This window comes from Amycolatopsis sp. NPDC005003, assembly GCF_053600695.1.
In genome coordinates this window covers 1-15,556 of sequence record NZ_JBSGAI010000093.1, presented here as the reverse complement: position 1 = coordinate 15,556, position 15,556 = coordinate 1, and the positions used below count along the sequence as shown (strand labels likewise).

At 70.9% G+C, this 15,556-nt stretch carries 18 protein-coding genes; 13 read left to right on the top strand and 5 right to left on the bottom strand.

Annotation, left to right across the window (positions count from 1 at the left end):
* Positions 1 to 129 precede the first annotated feature (129 nt).
* The gene (locus tag ACWED2_RS47460) at positions 130 to 1,179 is read right to left on the bottom strand and encodes an NAD(P)-dependent alcohol dehydrogenase (RefSeq protein WP_449697075.1); all 1,050 of its coding nucleotides are present in this window, start codon (positions 1,177 to 1,179) and stop codon (positions 130 to 132) included.
* Positions 1,180 to 1,268: 89 nt separating this feature from the next.
* Here ACWED2_RS47460 and ACWED2_RS47455 point away from each other — a divergent pair, with 89 nt between their 5' ends.
* From ACWED2_RS47455 to ACWED2_RS47445, 3 genes are read left to right on the top strand one after another with little or no spacing between them, the layout of a single operon-like run.
* Positions 1,269 to 1,880, top strand: a complete 612-nt coding sequence (locus ACWED2_RS47455; RefSeq protein ID WP_449697074.1) for a TetR/AcrR family transcriptional regulator — start codon at positions 1,269 to 1,271, stop codon at positions 1,878 to 1,880.
* 9 nt (positions 1,881 to 1,889) lie between these two features.
* The gene (locus tag ACWED2_RS47450) at positions 1,890 to 2,504 is read left to right on the top strand and encodes a pyridoxamine 5'-phosphate oxidase family protein (RefSeq protein WP_449697073.1); all 615 of its coding nucleotides are present in this window, start codon (positions 1,890 to 1,892) and stop codon (positions 2,502 to 2,504) included.
* Positions 2,505 to 2,508: 4 nt separating this feature from the next.
* Positions 2,509 to 3,132, top strand: a complete 624-nt coding sequence (locus ACWED2_RS47445; RefSeq protein WP_449697072.1) for an HAD family hydrolase — start codon at positions 2,509 to 2,511, stop codon at positions 3,130 to 3,132.
* Here ACWED2_RS47445 and ACWED2_RS47440 read toward each other — a convergent pair.
* Both ACWED2_RS47440 and ACWED2_RS47435 read right to left on the bottom strand, forming a co-directional pair.
* Positions 3,129 to 4,136, bottom strand: a complete 1,008-nt coding sequence (locus ACWED2_RS47440) for an NADP-dependent oxidoreductase (protein WP_449697071.1) — start codon at positions 4,134 to 4,136, stop codon at positions 3,129 to 3,131. The two genes, ACWED2_RS47445 and ACWED2_RS47440, sit on opposite strands and share 4 nt — an antisense overlap.
* Positions 4,137 to 4,231: 95 nt before the next feature.
* A complete protein-coding gene (locus ACWED2_RS47435) occupies positions 4,232 to 4,666 on the bottom strand; it encodes an SRPBCC family protein (RefSeq protein ID WP_364245534.1) in 435 nt (144 codons plus the stop codon).
* 198 nt (positions 4,667 to 4,864) lie between these two features.
* Between ACWED2_RS47435 and ACWED2_RS47430 the strand changes: the two genes are divergently transcribed.
* From ACWED2_RS47430 to ACWED2_RS47395, 8 genes are read left to right on the top strand one after another with little or no spacing between them, the layout of a single operon-like run.
* On the top strand, positions 4,865 to 5,581 hold the full coding sequence (locus tag ACWED2_RS47430) for a GntR family transcriptional regulator (RefSeq protein WP_449697070.1): 717 nt from the start codon (positions 4,865 to 4,867) through the stop codon (positions 5,579 to 5,581).
* Positions 5,582 to 5,592: 11 nt separating this feature from the next.
* Positions 5,593 to 5,820: a 4Fe-4S dicluster domain-containing protein gene (locus tag ACWED2_RS47425; protein WP_176173465.1), complete on the top strand. Its 228-nt coding sequence runs from the start codon at positions 5,593 to 5,595 to the stop codon at positions 5,818 to 5,820.
* A complete protein-coding gene (locus tag ACWED2_RS47420) occupies positions 5,817 to 7,205 on the top strand; it encodes an ABC transporter substrate-binding protein (protein ID WP_449697069.1) in 1,389 nt (462 codons plus the stop codon). The genes ACWED2_RS47425 and ACWED2_RS47420 overlap by 4 nt, the downstream gene beginning before the upstream one ends.
* On the top strand, positions 7,202 to 8,035 hold the full coding sequence (locus tag ACWED2_RS47415; protein ID WP_449697068.1) for an ABC transporter permease: 834 nt from the start codon (positions 7,202 to 7,204) through the stop codon (positions 8,033 to 8,035). The genes ACWED2_RS47420 and ACWED2_RS47415 overlap by 4 nt, the downstream gene beginning before the upstream one ends.
* Positions 8,032 to 8,751, top strand: a complete 720-nt coding sequence (locus tag ACWED2_RS47410) for an ABC transporter ATP-binding protein (RefSeq protein WP_449697067.1) — start codon at positions 8,032 to 8,034, stop codon at positions 8,749 to 8,751. Before ACWED2_RS47415 ends, ACWED2_RS47410 begins: the two co-directional genes overlap by 4 nt.
* Positions 8,748 to 11,420 carry a fumarate reductase/succinate dehydrogenase flavoprotein subunit gene (locus tag ACWED2_RS47405; protein WP_449697066.1) on the top strand — a complete coding sequence of 891 codons (2,673 nt, stop codon included), beginning with the start codon at positions 8,748 to 8,750 and terminating at the stop codon, positions 11,418 to 11,420. The genes ACWED2_RS47410 and ACWED2_RS47405 overlap by 4 nt, the downstream gene beginning before the upstream one ends.
* Positions 11,421 to 11,430: 10 nt before the next feature.
* The gene (locus tag ACWED2_RS47400; RefSeq protein ID WP_449697065.1) at positions 11,431 to 11,901 is read left to right on the top strand and encodes a MarR family transcriptional regulator; all 471 of its coding nucleotides are present in this window, start codon (positions 11,431 to 11,433) and stop codon (positions 11,899 to 11,901) included.
* 29 nt (positions 11,902 to 11,930) lie between these two features.
* A complete protein-coding gene (locus ACWED2_RS47395) occupies positions 11,931 to 12,710 on the top strand; it encodes a class I SAM-dependent methyltransferase (RefSeq protein ID WP_449697064.1) in 780 nt (259 codons plus the stop codon).
* 1 nt (position 12,711) lies between these two features.
* Here ACWED2_RS47395 and ACWED2_RS47390 read toward each other — a convergent pair whose 3' ends face one another.
* Positions 12,712 to 13,632, bottom strand: a complete 921-nt coding sequence (locus ACWED2_RS47390; protein ID WP_449697063.1) for an ABC transporter substrate-binding protein — start codon at positions 13,630 to 13,632, stop codon at positions 12,712 to 12,714.
* 138 nt (positions 13,633 to 13,770) lie between these two features.
* Between ACWED2_RS47390 and ACWED2_RS47385 the strand changes: the two genes are divergently transcribed.
* Positions 13,771 to 14,469 carry an ABC transporter permease gene (locus ACWED2_RS47385; RefSeq protein ID WP_449697062.1) on the top strand — a complete coding sequence of 233 codons (699 nt, stop codon included), beginning with the start codon at positions 13,771 to 13,773 and terminating at the stop codon, positions 14,467 to 14,469.
* Entirely contained in the window at positions 14,466 to 15,176 is a 711-nt protein-coding gene (locus ACWED2_RS47380) for an ABC transporter permease (RefSeq protein ID WP_449697061.1), read from the top strand. Before ACWED2_RS47385 ends, ACWED2_RS47380 begins: the two co-directional genes overlap by 4 nt.
* Positions 15,177 to 15,462: 286 nt before the next feature.
* Here ACWED2_RS47380 and ACWED2_RS47375 read toward each other — a convergent pair.
* The coding region (locus tag ACWED2_RS47375) for a M15 family metallopeptidase (protein WP_449693534.1) at positions 15,463 to 15,556 on the bottom strand (94 nt) is incomplete at its 5' end.

The window sequence follows — 15,556 nt, the reverse complement described above, 5'->3', positions numbered from 1 at the left end:
CCCCGGGCCCCGCGCCATCGGGGGCCACTGCCAAAACCGGGGGGGGGTCCCGCCAAACCCCCCGTTGTGTTCCTGCGCGGGCTCGTGAGTGGTAATTCGGGTTCTAACCCGAATTACCACTCACGACGGTCACGCGCCGATGGTCTTGGCATCGATGACGAACCGGTAGCGCACGTCGGAGTTCTCGACGCGCTCGTAGGCCTCGTTGACCTTGTCGGCCGAGATCGTCTCGATCTCCGCGCCGATGCCGTGCTTCGCGCAGAAGTCCAGCATCTCCTGGGTCTCGGCGATGCCGCCGATCATCGAGCCGGCCAGCACCTTGTTGCCGCCGAGCAGCGAGAAGGCGTTGTAGGCCAGCGGCTCGCCGGGCGCGCCGACGTTCACCATCGCGCCGCCGACCCGCAGCAGGCCGAGGTAGGCGTCGACCGGCAGCTTGGCCGAAACGGTGTTGAGGATGATGTCGAACTTGCCCTTGAGCGTGTCGAACGTCGACTCGTCGCTGGTCGCGTAGTAGTCCTTGGCGCCGAGCTTGAGGCCGTCCTCCTGCTTCTTGAGGCTCTGGCTGAGCACGGTCACCTCGGCGCCCATCGCGGCGGCGATCTTGACGGCCATGTGGCCGAGCCCGCCGAGGCCGATCACGGCGACCTTCTTGCCGGGGCCGGCACCCCAGTGGTGCAGCGGCGAGTAGGTGGTGATGCCCGCGCACAGCAGCGGCGCGGCGACGTCGAGGTCGATGCCCTCGGGGATGCGGCAGACGAAGGCGTCCTTCACGACGATCTGGTTGCTGTAGCCGCCGTAGGTGTTCTCACCGTCGAGGCCGACGCCGTTGTAGGTCTGGACGTTGCCGTTGACGCAGAACTGCTCGGTGCCGGCCAGGCAGTACTCGCACCTGCCGCAGGAGTCGACCATGCAGCCGACGCCGACGCGGTCGCCGACCTGGTACTTCGTCACGGCCGAGCCGACCGCGGCGACCACGCCGGCGATCTCGTGGCCCGGGACCATCGGGAAGATCGCCTGGCCCCAGTCCTCCTTGACCTGGTGGATGTCGCTGTGGCAGATGCCGGCGTAGGCGATGTCGATCAGCACGTCGTCCGGACGCAGGTCACGGCGCTCGATCGTGGTCGGCGCCAGCGGCGCGCCCGGAGCGGGAGCGGCAATGGCGTGCGTGGTGGTGCTCATGGAACCCTCCAAGTTCAAGTACCGTTGCCTCATAAGAGGCCTCTTACATCTCTACGTAAGAGGGGTCTTACATATTTCGGACGAGAGATGTGATCCAGGTCATGGGCGGCAAGTACCACCACGGCGATCTCCGAGGCGAGCTCGTGCGCGTCTCGCTCGACCTGATCGCGGAGCAGGGCCTGGCCGGCTTCTCGGTCGCCGAAGTCGCGCGGCGGGCGAAGGTCAGCCCCGGCGCGCCGTACCGGCACTTCGCCACCCGGGAGGCCCTCCTGGCCGAGGTGGCGGCGCACGTCGCGTGCCAGCTGGCGGACCGCGTCGCAGCGGCGGCGGGCGAGCACCCGGATCCGGCGGACGCACTGGCCGCGGCCGCGGGCGCGTACACGCGCTACCTGATCGAGCGCCGGGCCGGCATGAACGTCATCTACGCGGACGGCCTGCACGGCCCGGAGCACGTCGGCCTGCACGAGCAGACCCGCCGGATGACCGACGAGTTCCTGCTGCGCTGCCTGGCGGTCGCTCCGGACCCGGCCACGGCGCTGGAGCTGCTGGAGCAGCTGCTCACCCAGGCCCACGGCTACGGCACGTTCCAGCTCGACGGCGTCTTCGTGAAGCACGGCTACTCGGTGGACCTGGTGGTGCGCAAGTCGGCCGAGGCCGCGCGGGTCGCCATCGTGGGCCGGATCGCCGGTGGTGCCCGCTAGGTTGGGCACATGGGGATCATCGACTCACACGAGGCCCTGCGCGAGGTCGTCGGCGAAGCGGCCGAGCTGACGCAGAAGAAGGTCATCGACCGGATCGACGAGCACGCGCGGAACCTGATCGCGCACTCGCCGTTCGTGCTGCTGGCGACTTCGGCCCCGGACGGCAGCTGTGACGTCTCCCCGCGGGGCGACCCGGCGGGCTCGGTGCTGGTGCTCGACGAGAAGACGCTGGTGCTGGCGGACCGGCCGGGCAACAAGCTGGTGGACAGCTTCCGCAACATCGTCGACAACCCGCACGCCGGGCTGCTGTTCCTGGTGCCGGGGATGAACGAGACGCTGCGGGTCAACGGCCGCGCGAAACTGGTGTCGGACGCGCCGTTCTTCGACGCGCTGGTGGTGCGGGGCAAGCGGCCGCGGCTGGCCGTGGTCGTCGAAGTGCAGGAGCTGTACATGCACTGCGCGAAGGCGTTCCTGCGGTCGTCGCTGTGGGACCCGTCGACGTGGCCCGACCGCTCGACCCTGCCGTCGCTGGGCACGATCATGCGGGACCAGATGTCCCTGCCGACCCCGGCGGAGGAGCTGGACGCGCGCCTCGACCACCGGGCGCTCACCGAGCAATACTGATCGGATGCTGTGCGTCTTCGACGTCAACGAGACCTTGCTGGACCTCGCCGCGCTGGACGCCACCATCGGCGGGCCCGAGCTGCGGCGCGAGTGGTTCGGCCTGGCCATCCACACCGTCCTCACGGTGACGGCGACGGGCGGCTACCGCGACTTCGCGGGCATCGCCGGGGACGCGGCGATCGAGGTCGCCGCCCGGCACGGGCGGGAGGCGGACCTGGGGGCGATCGCCGTGAGGCTGCGTTCGCTCCCGGCCCACCCGGACGTCGAGCCGGGCCTGGTGAAGCTGCGCGAAGCGGGCCACACCGTGGTCGCGCTGACGAACTCGCCGCTCGCCACCGCCGAGGCCCAGCTGCAGAACGCCGGGCTGGCGCCGCTGCTCGACCGGATCTTCTCCGCCGAGCAGGTCGGCAGGCTCAAGCCCGCGCCGGAGCCCTACCGGCAGGTCACCGCCGCCTATCCCGGGCGGCGGGCGGTCATGATCGCGGCGCACGACTGGGACATCGCGGGCGCCCAGGCGGCGGGTCTCGAGACGGCCTTGCTCACCCGTCCCGGAGTCCACCCGCTGCCCGGCTCGCCCGCGCCCACCTACACCGCGTCGACCCTGCCGGAGCTGGCCGGACTGCTTTAGTCCGCGATCCGGACCAGCATCTTGCCGGTGTTGGCGCCCGACAGCAGGCCGAGGAACGCCTCGGGCGCGTTGCGGATGCCGTCGACGAAGGTCTCCGAGTACTTGATCTCGCCGGAGGCCACCAGCGGCGCGATCTCGGTGACGAACTGCTGCTGCAGGTGCCAGTGGTCGATCACCAGCAGGCCGCGGATGGTGAGCCGCTTGGCGATGACCTGCGTGAGGTTGCGCGGCGCCGGCGTCGGCTCGGTCGCGTTGTACGTGGAGATCATCCCGCAGATGACGATCCGGCCGTGCAGGGTGATCGCGTCGATCGCGGCTTCGAGGTGCTCGCCGCCGACGTTGTCGAAGTAGACGTCGACACCCTCCGGCGCCGCCTTGTGCAGCTGCTCGACGACCGGGCCGTCCTTGTAGTTGAAGGCGGCGTCGAAGCCGAGGTCGTCGATCAGGTGGCGGACCTTCTCCGCCGAACCCGCCGAGCCGATGACGCGCTTGGCGCCCTTCAGCTTCGCGATCTGCCCGACCAGCGAGCCGACCGCGCCGGCCGCACCGGAGACGAACACCGTGTCGCCCGGCTTGAACTCGGCCGACTCCAGCAGGCCGGAGTAGGCGGTGAGGCCCGGCATGCCGAGCACGCCGAGGTACGTCGACAGCGGCGCCGCGGCCCCGTCGACCTTGACGTACCGGCCCGCGTCGAGCACGGCGTGGGTGCGCCAGCCGGCCTGGTGGAGCACGTGGTCACCGACCTTGACGTCGTCGACGTTCGACTCGACGACCTCGCCGACCGCCCCGCCGCTCATGACCTCGCCGACCTGGAACGGCGGCGCGTAGGACTTGACGTCCTTCATGCGGCCGCGCATCGCGGGGTCGACGCTCATGATCAGGTTGCGGACCAGGATCTGGCCGTCGCCCGGCGTCGGCACCTCGGTGTCGACGATCTCGAAGTTGTCGTGCGTCGGCACGCCTTCCGGACGCGAAGCCAGCCGGATTTCGGTCGCCGTGCTCATCGTCGAATCTCCTCCAAAGCTCGAAGCGGGGCAGGCGCCCCGGATTCCACCGGGTGTAACCGGCTAACCGGGGCGCAGATTCCGATTGTGAGGCGTCACACGATCTCGGCGAGCTTCTCCAGCACGCCGTCGTAGATCTTCTTGAGCCCGCCCGGCGCGAAGGTCTTCTCGAAGAAGCCGCCGATGCCGCCGGCACCGTCCCAGGTCGTCTCGATCTTCACGACGCTGCGTTCACCCGCTTCAGTGACCGTCCACGTGGTGACCATGCTCGAGTTCGCGTCCGTCTCGACCAGCGTTCCCGGCCGCGGCTCGGTGACCGTCGCCTTGACGTCGCGGACGCGCTTGGACGTCGCCTGCAGCTTCCAGCCGGCCTTGGTCCCGGCGCCGACGCCGCCCTCGGTCACCTGGTAGTCGCGGTAGTGCTCGGTGAGCAGCTTCGGCCGCGTCTCGGCGTAGTCGGCGACGAGCGCGCGGACCTTGTCGGCCGGGGCGTCGATGGTGCGCTCCGCGGTGGCCGTGACCTTTCCCATTTCACTCCTCTTCCCGGCGTACGAATCAGGGTCCACGATTTCACCGCGCACCGCACCCGCGGCGGGCGCCCTCGCACGTCCCAGATAGTGAGCGGCGGAAGTCCGCTCTGGACAGCCTTTTTCGCAGGTCAGAAGCCTGGGAAGAGCGCCGGAAGTGGCGTAACACGGTGTTAACGTCCGCTGGCCATTCTCGCCGCCATGCCCACGACACCCCGGCGGACGAGGTCCGACAGCGCCCGGCAGCTCGCCGATCTGCTGCGCCGTCAGGTGCTGGCAGAGGAGCGGCTGCCGTGTGAGGAGGACCTCACGGTGAAGTTCTCGGCGACCCGGAACACCGTGCGGGAAGCCCTCGCGCTGCTGCGCGACGACGGCCTGATCGCGCGCCAGCCCGGCGTCGGCACGGTCGTCGTCGGGCACAAGTACCCGCACGGGCTCAACCGGCTGGCCGGGCTCGCCGAGGTGCTGCGCGAACACGGCGAGGTGACCAACGACATCCGGACGGCGGACCTGGTACCCGCGCCCGCCGTGGTGGCGCACCGGCTCGGCGTGCCCGAGCGCTCCGAGGTCGTCTACCTGGAACGGCTGCGGCGCCTCGACGGCGTCCCGCTGTCGCTCGACCTCACCTACCTGCTGCCGGAGATCGGGAAGCCGCTGCTGGAGCACGACCTCGCCGGGCGGGACGTGTTCGCGCTCATCGAGGAGACGTCCGGGCAGCGGCTGGGCTACGCCGACATCGACGTCGAATCCCTCAACGCCGACCCCGAAACCGCCGCCGTGCTGGAGGTCCCGCCGGGCGCGGCGCTGCTGCGGTGGGAACGCCTCACGCACTTCGCCGACGGGCGGCCCGTCGACCTCGAATACATCCGGCTGTGCGGCGACCGCCTGACCATGCGCGCCCGCCTCGACCGTTCCTGAAGGAGACCGCCATGCCCCTCGTGCCGAGCCGGGTCGACGTCCCGGTGACGATCGACGAGTCGAAGTGCCTCGACGGCTGCCGCCTGTGCGTCGACATGTGCCCGCTCGACTCCCTGGCCATCGACCCGGACACCGACAAGGCGTACATGCACGTCGACGAGTGCTGGTACTGCGGGCCGTGCGCGGCACGCTGCCCGACCGGCGCGGTCACCATCAACATGCCTTACCTGCTGCGATGAAGGCGGTCCGGGTTCTGCTCGCCGCCGCGTTGCTGGCCGCGGGCTGCACCGCGAACGCGTCGACGTCGAGCGACGTCGACGTGGTCATCGGCTACCAGTCGAAGACGATCAACACGGTCACCGCGGGCACGCTGCTGCGGTCGCTCGGGTACTTCGAGCAGCGGCTCGCCGACCTGGGCAAACGGGACGGGAAGCGCTATCACGTCACGTGGCAGGACTACTCCACCGGCGCGCCGATCACCGCGCAGATGGTCGCCGGGAAGATCGACATCGGCTCGATGGGCGACTACCCGTTGCTCATCAACGGATCCCGCACGCAGGAGTTCGGCGACGGCCGCACCGAGCTGATCGCCGCCACCGGCTACAACCTGCTGGGCGCGCTGAACATGGTCGTCGTGCCGCCGGGCTCGCCCGCCCACACCCTGGCCGACCTGCGCGGCAAGAAGATCTCGGCCAGCATCGGTTCGGCCGGGCACGGCACCACCGTGCACGCGCTGCAGAACATCGGCATCGGCACCGACGACGTCCACCTGCAGAACCAGGCGCCGGCGGTCGGCGCGTCCGGGCTGCTGTCCGGGTCGGTCGACGCGCTCGGGCAGTTCGTCGCGTGGCCGGGCCAGCTGGTGTTCGCCAACCAGGCCCGGCTGCTCTACGACGGCTCGGCGCTGAACCTGCCGACCTGGCACGGCGTGGTCGTCCGGGAGTCCTATGCGGACAGTCACCACGACGTCGTCACGGAGTTCCTGCGCGCGCAACGGGACGCGACGGACTACCTGCACCAGCACCCGATGGACGCGGCCCTGAAGGTCGCCTCCGCCACGAAGCTGCCGGCCGAGGTCGTCTACCTCTACAACGGCGCCGGCGGCATGGTCACCTTCGACCTGCCGCTGAAGCGCCCGCTGAACAGCGCGCTGGAGACGGACGCGCCGTTCCTGCGGTCGATCGGCAACATCAAGCGGCTGGACCTCGGCGCGTTCGTCGACGACCGGTACCTGCGGGAGATCTACGGCCCGTCCTACGACACAGCTGCGTCCTCTTTGGACAATCCGGCGGCGGTGCAGGGTTTCGACACGACGTGCGCGCAGCCGGTCACTGATCCGCGCACCTCGGGTGAGCTGTGGCTGGCCGGCGAGACCGCGACACACCCCGCGGCCACGCCGTCGTGCCTGCTCAAGGCCGTGGCGCACGCCGGGAAGCCGGTCCGCGCGGCCTACGTCCCCGACGCGGCCACCGGCACCCGCTGGTTCGCGGACAAGGCCGTCTGGGTGCGCGACGCGGGCGGCACGCTGCTGCCCTTCACCACCGAAGACGGCGCCCGCGCCCACCTCGCCGGGCACCCCGGCGCGATCGTCAGCTACGCGCAAGCCGTGGAGGAGTCCCGATGACCCAGACCCTCGAACACGAACCCACCGCCGTCGCCGCCCCACCGGCGCCACCCAGACGCCGGTTCAGCCGCCTGGCCGTCCGCGCCGGCAGCATCGTCGCCGCGCTGGTCGTGTGGGAGCTGCTGACCGCGTTCGACGTCGACCTCTGGCTGCACTTCGACCGCCTGCCCACCCCCGTCGAAGTCGCCCGCGACCTCGGCTACCAGCTCGGCACCGCCGTCTACTACCAGGACCTGCTCGATTCCCTGCGCCGGATCGTCACCGGCTTCGCGCTGGCCGCGGTGTTCGGCATCGGGCTCGGCACGGCGATCGCGCGCTCCCGCGGCACGTCCGACGTCGTCCAGCCGCTGCTGGAAGTCGTGCGGCCCATCCCGGCGATCGCGGTGGTGCCGATCGCGATCCTGCTCTTCCCCACCAACGAGCAGGGCATCGTGTTCATCACGTTCCTCGCGGCGTTCTTCCCGGTCGTGGTCAGCACGCGGCACGCGGTGCGCGCGCTGCCGGTGGTCTGGGAGGACGCGATCCGCACGATGGGCGGCTCGCGGCGGCGCGTGCTCTGGAACGTCGTGCTGCCGGGTGCGCTGCCCGGCGTGTTCGGCGGGTTGTCCGTCGGCATGGGCGTTTCGTGGATCTGCGTGATCTCGGCGGAGATGATCTCCGGCGAGTTCGGCGTCGGCTACCGGACCTGGCAGGCCTACACCGTCGTCGACTACCCCGGCGTGATCGTCGGGATGCTCACCATCGGCCTGCTCGGCTGGGTCACCTCGGCCGCCGTCGAACTGCTCGGCCGCCGCGCCACCCGCTGGCTGCCCCGAGGGGAGAACGCATGAGCCTCCGCATCGAGAACCTGACCGTCCACTACGGACGGAGGGCGGTGCTGTCCGGCATCGACCTGGCCGTCGCCGACGCCGAGATCCTCGCCGTCACCGGGCCTTCGGGGTGCGGCAAGTCGACGTTGCTGCGCACCCTCGCCGGGCTGCTGCCGGTGTCGTCGGGCCGCGTTCTGTCCGCCGGTGTGGAGGTGACCGGCACGTCGGCCGAGCGCGCCCTGGTGTTCCAGGACGACGGGCTGCTGCCCTGGCGTTCGGTGCGCCGCAACGTCGAACTGCCGCTGACCATCCGGCGCGTCCCGCGGGCGAGGCGGCGCGTGGAGGCCGAGTCGTGGCTCTCGCAGGTCGGGCTGGCCGGGTACGGGGACCACCTGCCGCGGGAGCTGTCCGGCGGCATGCGGCAGCGCGTCCAGCTGGCCCGCACCCTAGCCGGGTCGCCGCGGGTTATCCTGGCCGACGAACCGTTCGGCGCGCTGGACGCCCAGACCCGCACGGCCATGCAGCGGCTGCTCGTGGAGGTCTGGCGCAAGCGGCCGACGACCGTGGTGTTCGTGACCCACGACGTCGACGAGGCCCTGTTCCTGGCCGACCGGGTCGCGGTGCTGACCCGCGACGGGCGGCTGGCGAAGGTCGTCGAGTCGTCGCGGCCGCGGACGGCCGAGCCCGCCGTGGCGGCCGAGCGCGCCGAGGTCCTGGACGGGCTGGTGGCGGCGTGACGTTCGAAGCACCCCCGGTGTCCACGCGGACGCACTTCGAGACCGACGTCCTGGTCATCGGCGGCGGGACGGCCGGGACGATGGCGGCGCTGACCGCCGCCGAGCACGGCGCGAACGTGCTGCTGCTGGAGAAGGCGCATGTCCGGCACTCGGGCGCGCTGGCCATGGGCATGGACGGCGTCAACAACGCGGTCATCCCGGGCAAGGCGACACCGGAGGACTACGTCGCCGAGATCACCCGCGCCAACGACGGCGTCGTCAACCAGTCCACCGTGTACCAGACCGCGCGGCGCGGGTTCGCCATGGTGCAGCGGCTGGAGAAGTACGGCGTCAAGTTCGAAAAGGACGAGTACGGCGAGTACGCCGTGCGGCGCGTGCACCGGTCCGGCAGCTACGTGCTGCCGATGCCGGAGGGCAAGGACATCAAGAAGGTGCTCTACCGGGTGCTGCGGGCGAAGCACATGCGCGAGCGGATCACGATCGAGAACCGCGTGATGCCGGTGCGGGTGCTGACGTCCGGCGGGCGCGCGGTCGGTGCCGTCGGGTTCAACACGCGGACCGGCGAGTTCGTCACGGTCTCGGCGGCCGCGGTCATCCTCGCGACCGGCCCTTGTGGACGATTGGGATTGCCCTCGAGCGGATATCTCTACGGCACCTACGAGAACCCGACCAACGCGGGCGACGGCTACGCGATGGCGTACCACGCGGGCGCCGAGCTGTCCGGGATCGAGTGTTTCCAGATCAACCCGCTGATCAAGGACTACAACGGCCCGGCCTGCGCTTATGTCGCCAATCCCTTCGGCGGCTACCAGGTCAACGCCGCCGGCGATCGCTTTGTCGACTGCGACTATTGGTCCGGCCAGATGATGGCCGAGGTCGCCCGCGAGATCTCCTCGGCGCGCGGCCCGATCTACCTCAAGCTGACCCACCTGCCGGAGGAGACGCTCGGCGCGCTGGAGAACATCCTGCACACGACCGAGCGGCCGACGCGCGGGACGTTCCACGCCACCCGCGGCCACGACTACCGCACGCACGACGTCGAGATGCACATCTCGGAGATCGGCCTGTGCGGCGGGCATTCGGCCTCCGGCGTCTGGGTGGACGAGAACGGCGCGACGACGGTCCCGGGCCTGTACGCGGCGGGTGACCTCGCCTGCGTGCCGCACAACTACATGATCGGCGCGTTCGTCTACGGCGACCTCGCGGGCGCGCACGCTTCGGGTGCCCTGCGTCCTCGTGTTCCGTTGCCCGAGGACCAGATCGGTCGTGCGCACGAGCTGATCTACCGGCCACTGTCGACTCCGGACGGTCCGCCGCAGCAGCAGGTTGAGTACAAGCTGCGGCGGTTCGTCAACGACTACGTGGCCCCGCCGAAGACGACGGCGAAGCTGGAGATCGCCCTCGAGACGTTCGCGCGGATGACCGGCGAGATCGCTTCGATGGGCGCGCGGACCCCGCACGAGCTGATGCGCTGCGCCGAAGTGACGTTCATCCGGGACTGCGCCGAGATGGCCGCCCGGGCGTCGCTGGTGCGGACCGAGAGCCGGTGGGGGCTCTACCACGACCGGACTGACCACCCCGGCCGCGACGACGTCTCGTGGCTGGCGCACCTGAACCTGCGGAAGACGGCGGCCGGGGAGATGGAGTTCCTGAAGCGGCCGGTGACGCCGTATGTCGTGCCGGTACCGGAGTTCTCGGTGCCGGACTTCGACGTCGAAGTCCTCGGCACCCACACGGCCTTCAGCGGCCACACCCCGCCGGACGCCACCACCGTCTCTCCGGCGCGGACGCATTCGTCGCCGCGGGTCCTGGAGGTCGTCGCGCTGGCGGAGGAACAGCCTTCGCTCGCGGTGCTGTCTTCTTACCTGTCCGATCCTGACGCCGAGGTCCGCACGACGGCGATCGCGGTGCTCACCGAATCGGCCCCGGACGGCTTCGGGCCGGCGCTGGTCACGGCGTTGCACGACATCGACGCCCGGGTGCGGGCCGCGGCGGCGGCCGGCCTGCGGGAGCTGGTGGAGGTGCTGACGCCGTCGTCGTCACTGGGCGACGGGCTGCGATCGGCGCTGGCGGTGTCCGACGCGGACGTGCGTTCGGTGGCCCTGGACGTCCTGCGCGCCCTGCGGCTCGGTGACTCGGCGTTGTTCGCCGCCGCGCTGGCCGATCCGGCGGTCGGGGTCCGGCTGGAAGCCATCCGCGGCCTGGTGTCGCTGGACGCGGCTTCGGCACTGGCGTCCGCGGCGGCGGACGCCTCCCGCGAGGTCCGGGTGGCGACGGCGACGGGGCTGGGCACGATCGGCGACCCGCGGTCGACCGGCACGGTGGCGGCCCTGGCGGTCGACAGCGATCCCCTGGTCCGCGCGGCGGCCTTGACGGCGGCGGCCGACCTGGGCTGCGGCGGCGACCTGGCCCGGCTGGCGTTCGCGGCGCTGGCGGACCCGGCCTGGCAGGTCCGCCGGGGTGCGGCGACGGCGCTGGGTGCGCTGGCCGAACCGTCGGAGCAGCTGCTCGCGGCGCTGGAGGACGAGCACCCGAACGTCCGCCGGGCGGCGGTCCAGGCGCTGGGCAAGTGGGCGGCTCAGCCGTCGGTGGCGGCGCGGCTGCGGACGCGGCGCACCGACTCGGACGCCGACGTCCGCGCGTACACGAGGATGGCCCTCGGCGGTTAGGCTCGCCGGCATGAGTTCGGGAGCGCACCGCCGGTCGACCGTGGCGGTGAAGGACGCGCTGCGGGAGCTGCGCAACCAGCTCGCGCTGCTGAACCACCAGGTCAGCGCCCAGATCGCGCTCAAGGACGTCGACCTGGAGTGCCTGGAGCTGATCGCCCGGCACGGCCCGCTCAGCCCCAGCGCGCTGGCCCGCCGCGCCGGGCTGCACCCGGCGACGATGACCGGCATCCTCGACCGGCTGCAGAAGGGCGGCTGGATCGTCCGGGAACGCGACCCCGAGGCGGCCGACCGGCGCTCGGTCGCCGTCCGCGCGGTGCCCGGCCGCAATGCGGAACTCTTCCGCCTGTACGCGGGGATGAACACCGCGATGGACGAGCTCTGCGCCGGCTACAGCGAGGAAGACCTGGCGCTGATCGCCGGGTTCCTGCGCCGCGCGACGGCGGCGGGCCAGGACGCGACCGGGGCGCTGGCCGGGCGCTGAACAGCGGTTTCTGTGCTGTACTCGGGGGCATGTGGCAGTCAGGCGACGCGTACGAGGCCTACATCGGACGGTGGAGCCGCCGGATCGCGGCGACGTTCGTCCGGCAGCTCGACGTGCCGGCGAGCCGGCGCTGGCTCGACGTCGGCTGCGGCACGGGCGCGCTGACCTCGGCGGTGCTGGTGGCGGCCGACCCGGCGGAAGTCGTCGGCGTCGACCCGTCCGAGGGCTTCCTGAAGACGGCTCGCGCGGGCGTGACCGATCCGCGGGCGACGTTCACGCAGGCCGACGCGCGCTCGCTGCCGTTCCCGGACGCCCGGTTCGACGTGGTGGTGTCGGGCCTGGTGCTGAACTTCGTCCCCGAGCCGGCCCGTGCCGCGGCGGAGATCGCCCGGGTGACCGCGCCGGGCGGGCCGGCCGCCACCTACCTGTGGGACCTCGCCGAGGGCATGGAGCTGATCCGCCGCTTCTGGGAGGCGGCCGCCGAGCTCGACCCTTCGACGGTCGCCGAGCTGGACGAGGGGCGCCGGTTCACGCTCTGCCGTCCGGAGCCGCTGGGCCGGCTGTGGACGGACGCGGGCTTCACGGCGGTGTCCGTCGGGGAGATCACGATCCCGACGGTGTTCGCGGACTTCGACGACTACTGGCAGCCGTTCCTGGGCGCGCAGGGCCCGGCCCCGTCGTACCTGGCCACCCTGCCGGAAGCGCACCGCGACCGGCTCCGCGAGCTGCTGCGCGGCCGCCTGCCGGCGAACCCGGACGGCTCGATCCCGCTGACGGCCCGGGCGTGGGTCGTCAGCGGGACCGCGTAGTTCAGAGCCCGGCCTTGCCCAGCCAGTCCTTCGCGACGTCTTCGGCGCGTTCGCCGTCGGAGTCGACCCGCTTGTTCAGGTCGCGCATGACGTCCGTCGTCAGCTTCGCGCTCACGGCGTTGACCGCGTTGGCGAAGTCGGCTCCGCGCTCGTCGAGCACCTTCTTGTTCACCGCGGGCACGACGTTCTCGGTCGGCACGATGTTGAGGTCGTCCTTGAGCACGGTGTAGGCCGGGTCACCGGTCAGCGGGCTGACCGAGTCGACCGGGATGACCGTGACGGCCCCGGACTTGAGCTGCTGGACGCGCGGGCCGGCTTCCTGGATGGTCTGGAAGCTGATGTTGGTCAGCTGGTAGACGTCCGTGAAGCCCTTGAAGCACGGAAGGCGCTTCTCGCACTCCGGCGGGCCGGCCATGACGACCTTGTCGAGCTTCTTCAGGTCGCTGATCGACGCGATGCCCTTGTCCTTGGCCAGGTCGGACTTGACGATGTAGGTGTTCTTGTCCTCGGCGGCCGCGAAGTTCAGCAGCGCGACACCGCTGGGCTCGAACAGCTTCGCCAGCTGGTCGTGCTCCTCCTGCGCGGTCTTGCCTGCCTCCTTGCCGAAGCCGGTGGTGATCGCCGCACCCTGGTACTCCGGGATGAACTGCAGCTCGCCGGACTTCAGCGACGGGTAGATCAGCTCCCGTGACCCCAGGTTCAGCTTGCGCGTCACCGGGTAGCCCTTGGCCTCCAGCGCCTGAGCGTAGATCTCGGCGAGGATCTGGCTGTCGGTGAAGTTGAAGGACGCGACGACGATCGGCGCCCCGCCCTTGCCCTGCGCGGCGGGCTTGTCACCGCTGTCGCTGCCGCCACAGGCGGCCAAACCGAGCGTCGCCGCGACGGCCACCGCCACCACGGACGCGTTCCGGAACCAGCGCACGAATCCCCACTCCCTCGTCACTCGAACAGACGAAAGGACCCTAGCCCCGACCTCCGACAAGAATCCACATCGTGGGAGAAAGCCGTCGCATTTCCCACTCCGCGGAATATTTGCGCCTGATCGGGGTAGGGTCAGCCGGTGCACGTGACCACGGTGACGCCGCTGGCCGCCGAGAGCGGGCCCCCGATCTTCCAGTGGAAGTGGGTGGACCGCAACGCCGACGCCATCGTCCAGCGCCTCCTCGAGCACGTTTCGCTGACCGGCGCCGCGCTCGGCATCGGCCTGGTGGTTTCGATCGGGCTCGCCGTGGTCTCCCTGCGTTTCCGCTGGTCGTACCCGGTGATCCTCGGCACGGCGGGCGCGTTGTACGTGATCCCGAGCCTGGGCGCGTTCGCGGTCCTGGTGCCGTTCTTCGGGCTGACGTTCGTCTCCGCGATGATCCCGCTCGCGACGTACACGCTGCTGATCCTGATCCGCAACATCGTGACCGGCGTCGACCAGGTGCCGAACGAGGTCCGCGAGGCCGCGGTCGGCATGGGGTACACGCGCGGCAGGCTGCTCTGGCAGATCGAGCTGCCCCTGGCCCTGCCGGTGGTGATCGCCGGCCTGCGGGTCGCGGCGGTGACGACGATCGGACTGGTGACGGTCACGTCGATGCTCGGCCTCGGCGGCCTGGGTTATTTCATTCGAGCGGGCATCCAGACGGCGACCCCCAACCCGACGATGATCATCGTCGGCGTGGTCCTGTCGGTCGCACTGGCGGTGGCGGTGGATCTGGTCCTCTGGCTCAGCGAGCGCGTGCTGGCTCCCTGGTCGCGGAAGGTGCGGGCGCGATGAGCTTCCTCGACCAGCTGAACGCGTGGCTCGCGGACCCGAACCGCTGGAGCTGGACCGACAAGGCCGGCGTCCCGTACCGCACGCTGGAGCACCTCAGGTTCTCGTTGCTGGCGTTGGCGATCGCGGCGGCGCTGACCATCCCGGCGGCGCTCTGGCTGGCCCACTACCGCCGCGGCGCGTTCCTCGCGAGCAGCGCGGTGAACATCGGCCGCGCGATCCCGAGTTTCGGCTTGATCATCCTGTTCTGGTTCCTGGCCAGCCGCTGGGAGCTGGACACGACGTTCTGGCCGTTGCTCCTGGCGCTGGTCGGCCTGGCGATGCCCCCGTTGTTCACGAACACGTACGCGGGCGTGGTGACGCTGGAGCAGGAGACGGTCGACGCGGCCCGCGGAACGGGCTACCGCGAGTGGCAGATCATGCTGCGCCTCGAGCTCCCGCTGGCGTCCCCGGTGATCCTGGCGGGCGCCCGGGTGGCATTCCTCCAGCTGATCGCCACGGTGGCGATCGGAGCAATCGTCAACGACGGCGGCGGCCTGGGCCGCTACATAGTCGACGGCTTCGCGCTCGGAGCCCAGGGCTACGGAGAGATCTTCGCGGGCGGCCTGGCCGCGGTGGTACTGGCACTGGCGTGCGACGGCGCGTTCGCGTTGATCACCCGCGCGGCCACCCCCCGCGGCCTGGCGCTGCAGAACGCCCGCCGCGACTAGCACGCCCGGCGCGCCGCAACAGCCGGCTCACCGCAGCGGCCGGTCCGCAATGGCCGGCCCGATGCAGCGGCCGGTTCGCCGCAACGGCCGGTCCGCAATGGCCGGCTCGGCGCAGCGGCCGATCCGTCGCCACAGCCGGTTCGCCGAAGCCCGGACCGCCGCCAGTCCATCGGCGACGGTCCTGAACTTCGGTCAGTCATCCCCAGTGCGCGAGGCTGCGGTTACCGTCGCGACCGATCCCGCACACAGCCCCGGTTTGCCCGCCCCAGCGGTTTCCGGGCCAGAGTCAGGGCTTCTCGAAGTGCTGGTAATCGATCGGGGTGTCCCAGGAGCCGCCCCAGGTCCAGCCGCGTGAGGTGAACGCCCGCTCGGCGACGTCA

Bases quoted from the DNA above. Each gene is read 5' to 3' on its own strand.
- ACWED2_RS47460 (WP_449697075.1), bottom strand. From the start codon at position 1,179: ATGAGCACCACCACGCACGCCATTGCCGCTCCCGCTCCGGGCGCGCCG.
- ACWED2_RS47450 (WP_449697073.1), top strand. From the start codon at position 1,890: ATGGGGATCATCGACTCACACGAGGCCCTGCGCGAGGTCGTCGGCGAA.
- ACWED2_RS47445 (WP_449697072.1), top strand. From the start codon at position 2,509: ATGCTGTGCGTCTTCGACGTCAACGAGACCTTGCTGGACCTCGCCGCG.
- ACWED2_RS47440 (WP_449697071.1), bottom strand. From the start codon at position 4,136: ATGAGCACGGCGACCGAAATCCGGCTGGCTTCGCGTCCGGAAGGCGTG.
- ACWED2_RS47435 (WP_364245534.1), bottom strand. From the start codon at position 4,666: ATGGGAAAGGTCACGGCCACCGCGGAGCGCACCATCGACGCCCCGGCC.
- ACWED2_RS47430 (WP_449697070.1), top strand. From the start codon at position 4,865: ATGCCCACGACACCCCGGCGGACGAGGTCCGACAGCGCCCGGCAGCTC.
- ACWED2_RS47425 (WP_176173465.1), top strand. From the start codon at position 5,593: ATGCCCCTCGTGCCGAGCCGGGTCGACGTCCCGGTGACGATCGACGAG.
- ACWED2_RS47420 (WP_449697069.1), top strand. From the start codon at position 5,817: ATGAAGGCGGTCCGGGTTCTGCTCGCCGCCGCGTTGCTGGCCGCGGGC.
- ACWED2_RS47415 (WP_449697068.1), top strand. From the start codon at position 7,202: ATGACCCAGACCCTCGAACACGAACCCACCGCCGTCGCCGCCCCACCG.
- ACWED2_RS47410 (WP_449697067.1), top strand. From the start codon at position 8,032: ATGAGCCTCCGCATCGAGAACCTGACCGTCCACTACGGACGGAGGGCG.
- ACWED2_RS47400 (WP_449697065.1), top strand. From the start codon at position 11,431: ATGAGTTCGGGAGCGCACCGCCGGTCGACCGTGGCGGTGAAGGACGCG.
- ACWED2_RS47395 (WP_449697064.1), top strand. From the start codon at position 11,931: ATGTGGCAGTCAGGCGACGCGTACGAGGCCTACATCGGACGGTGGAGC.
- ACWED2_RS47380 (WP_449697061.1), top strand. From the start codon at position 14,466: ATGAGCTTCCTCGACCAGCTGAACGCGTGGCTCGCGGACCCGAACCGC.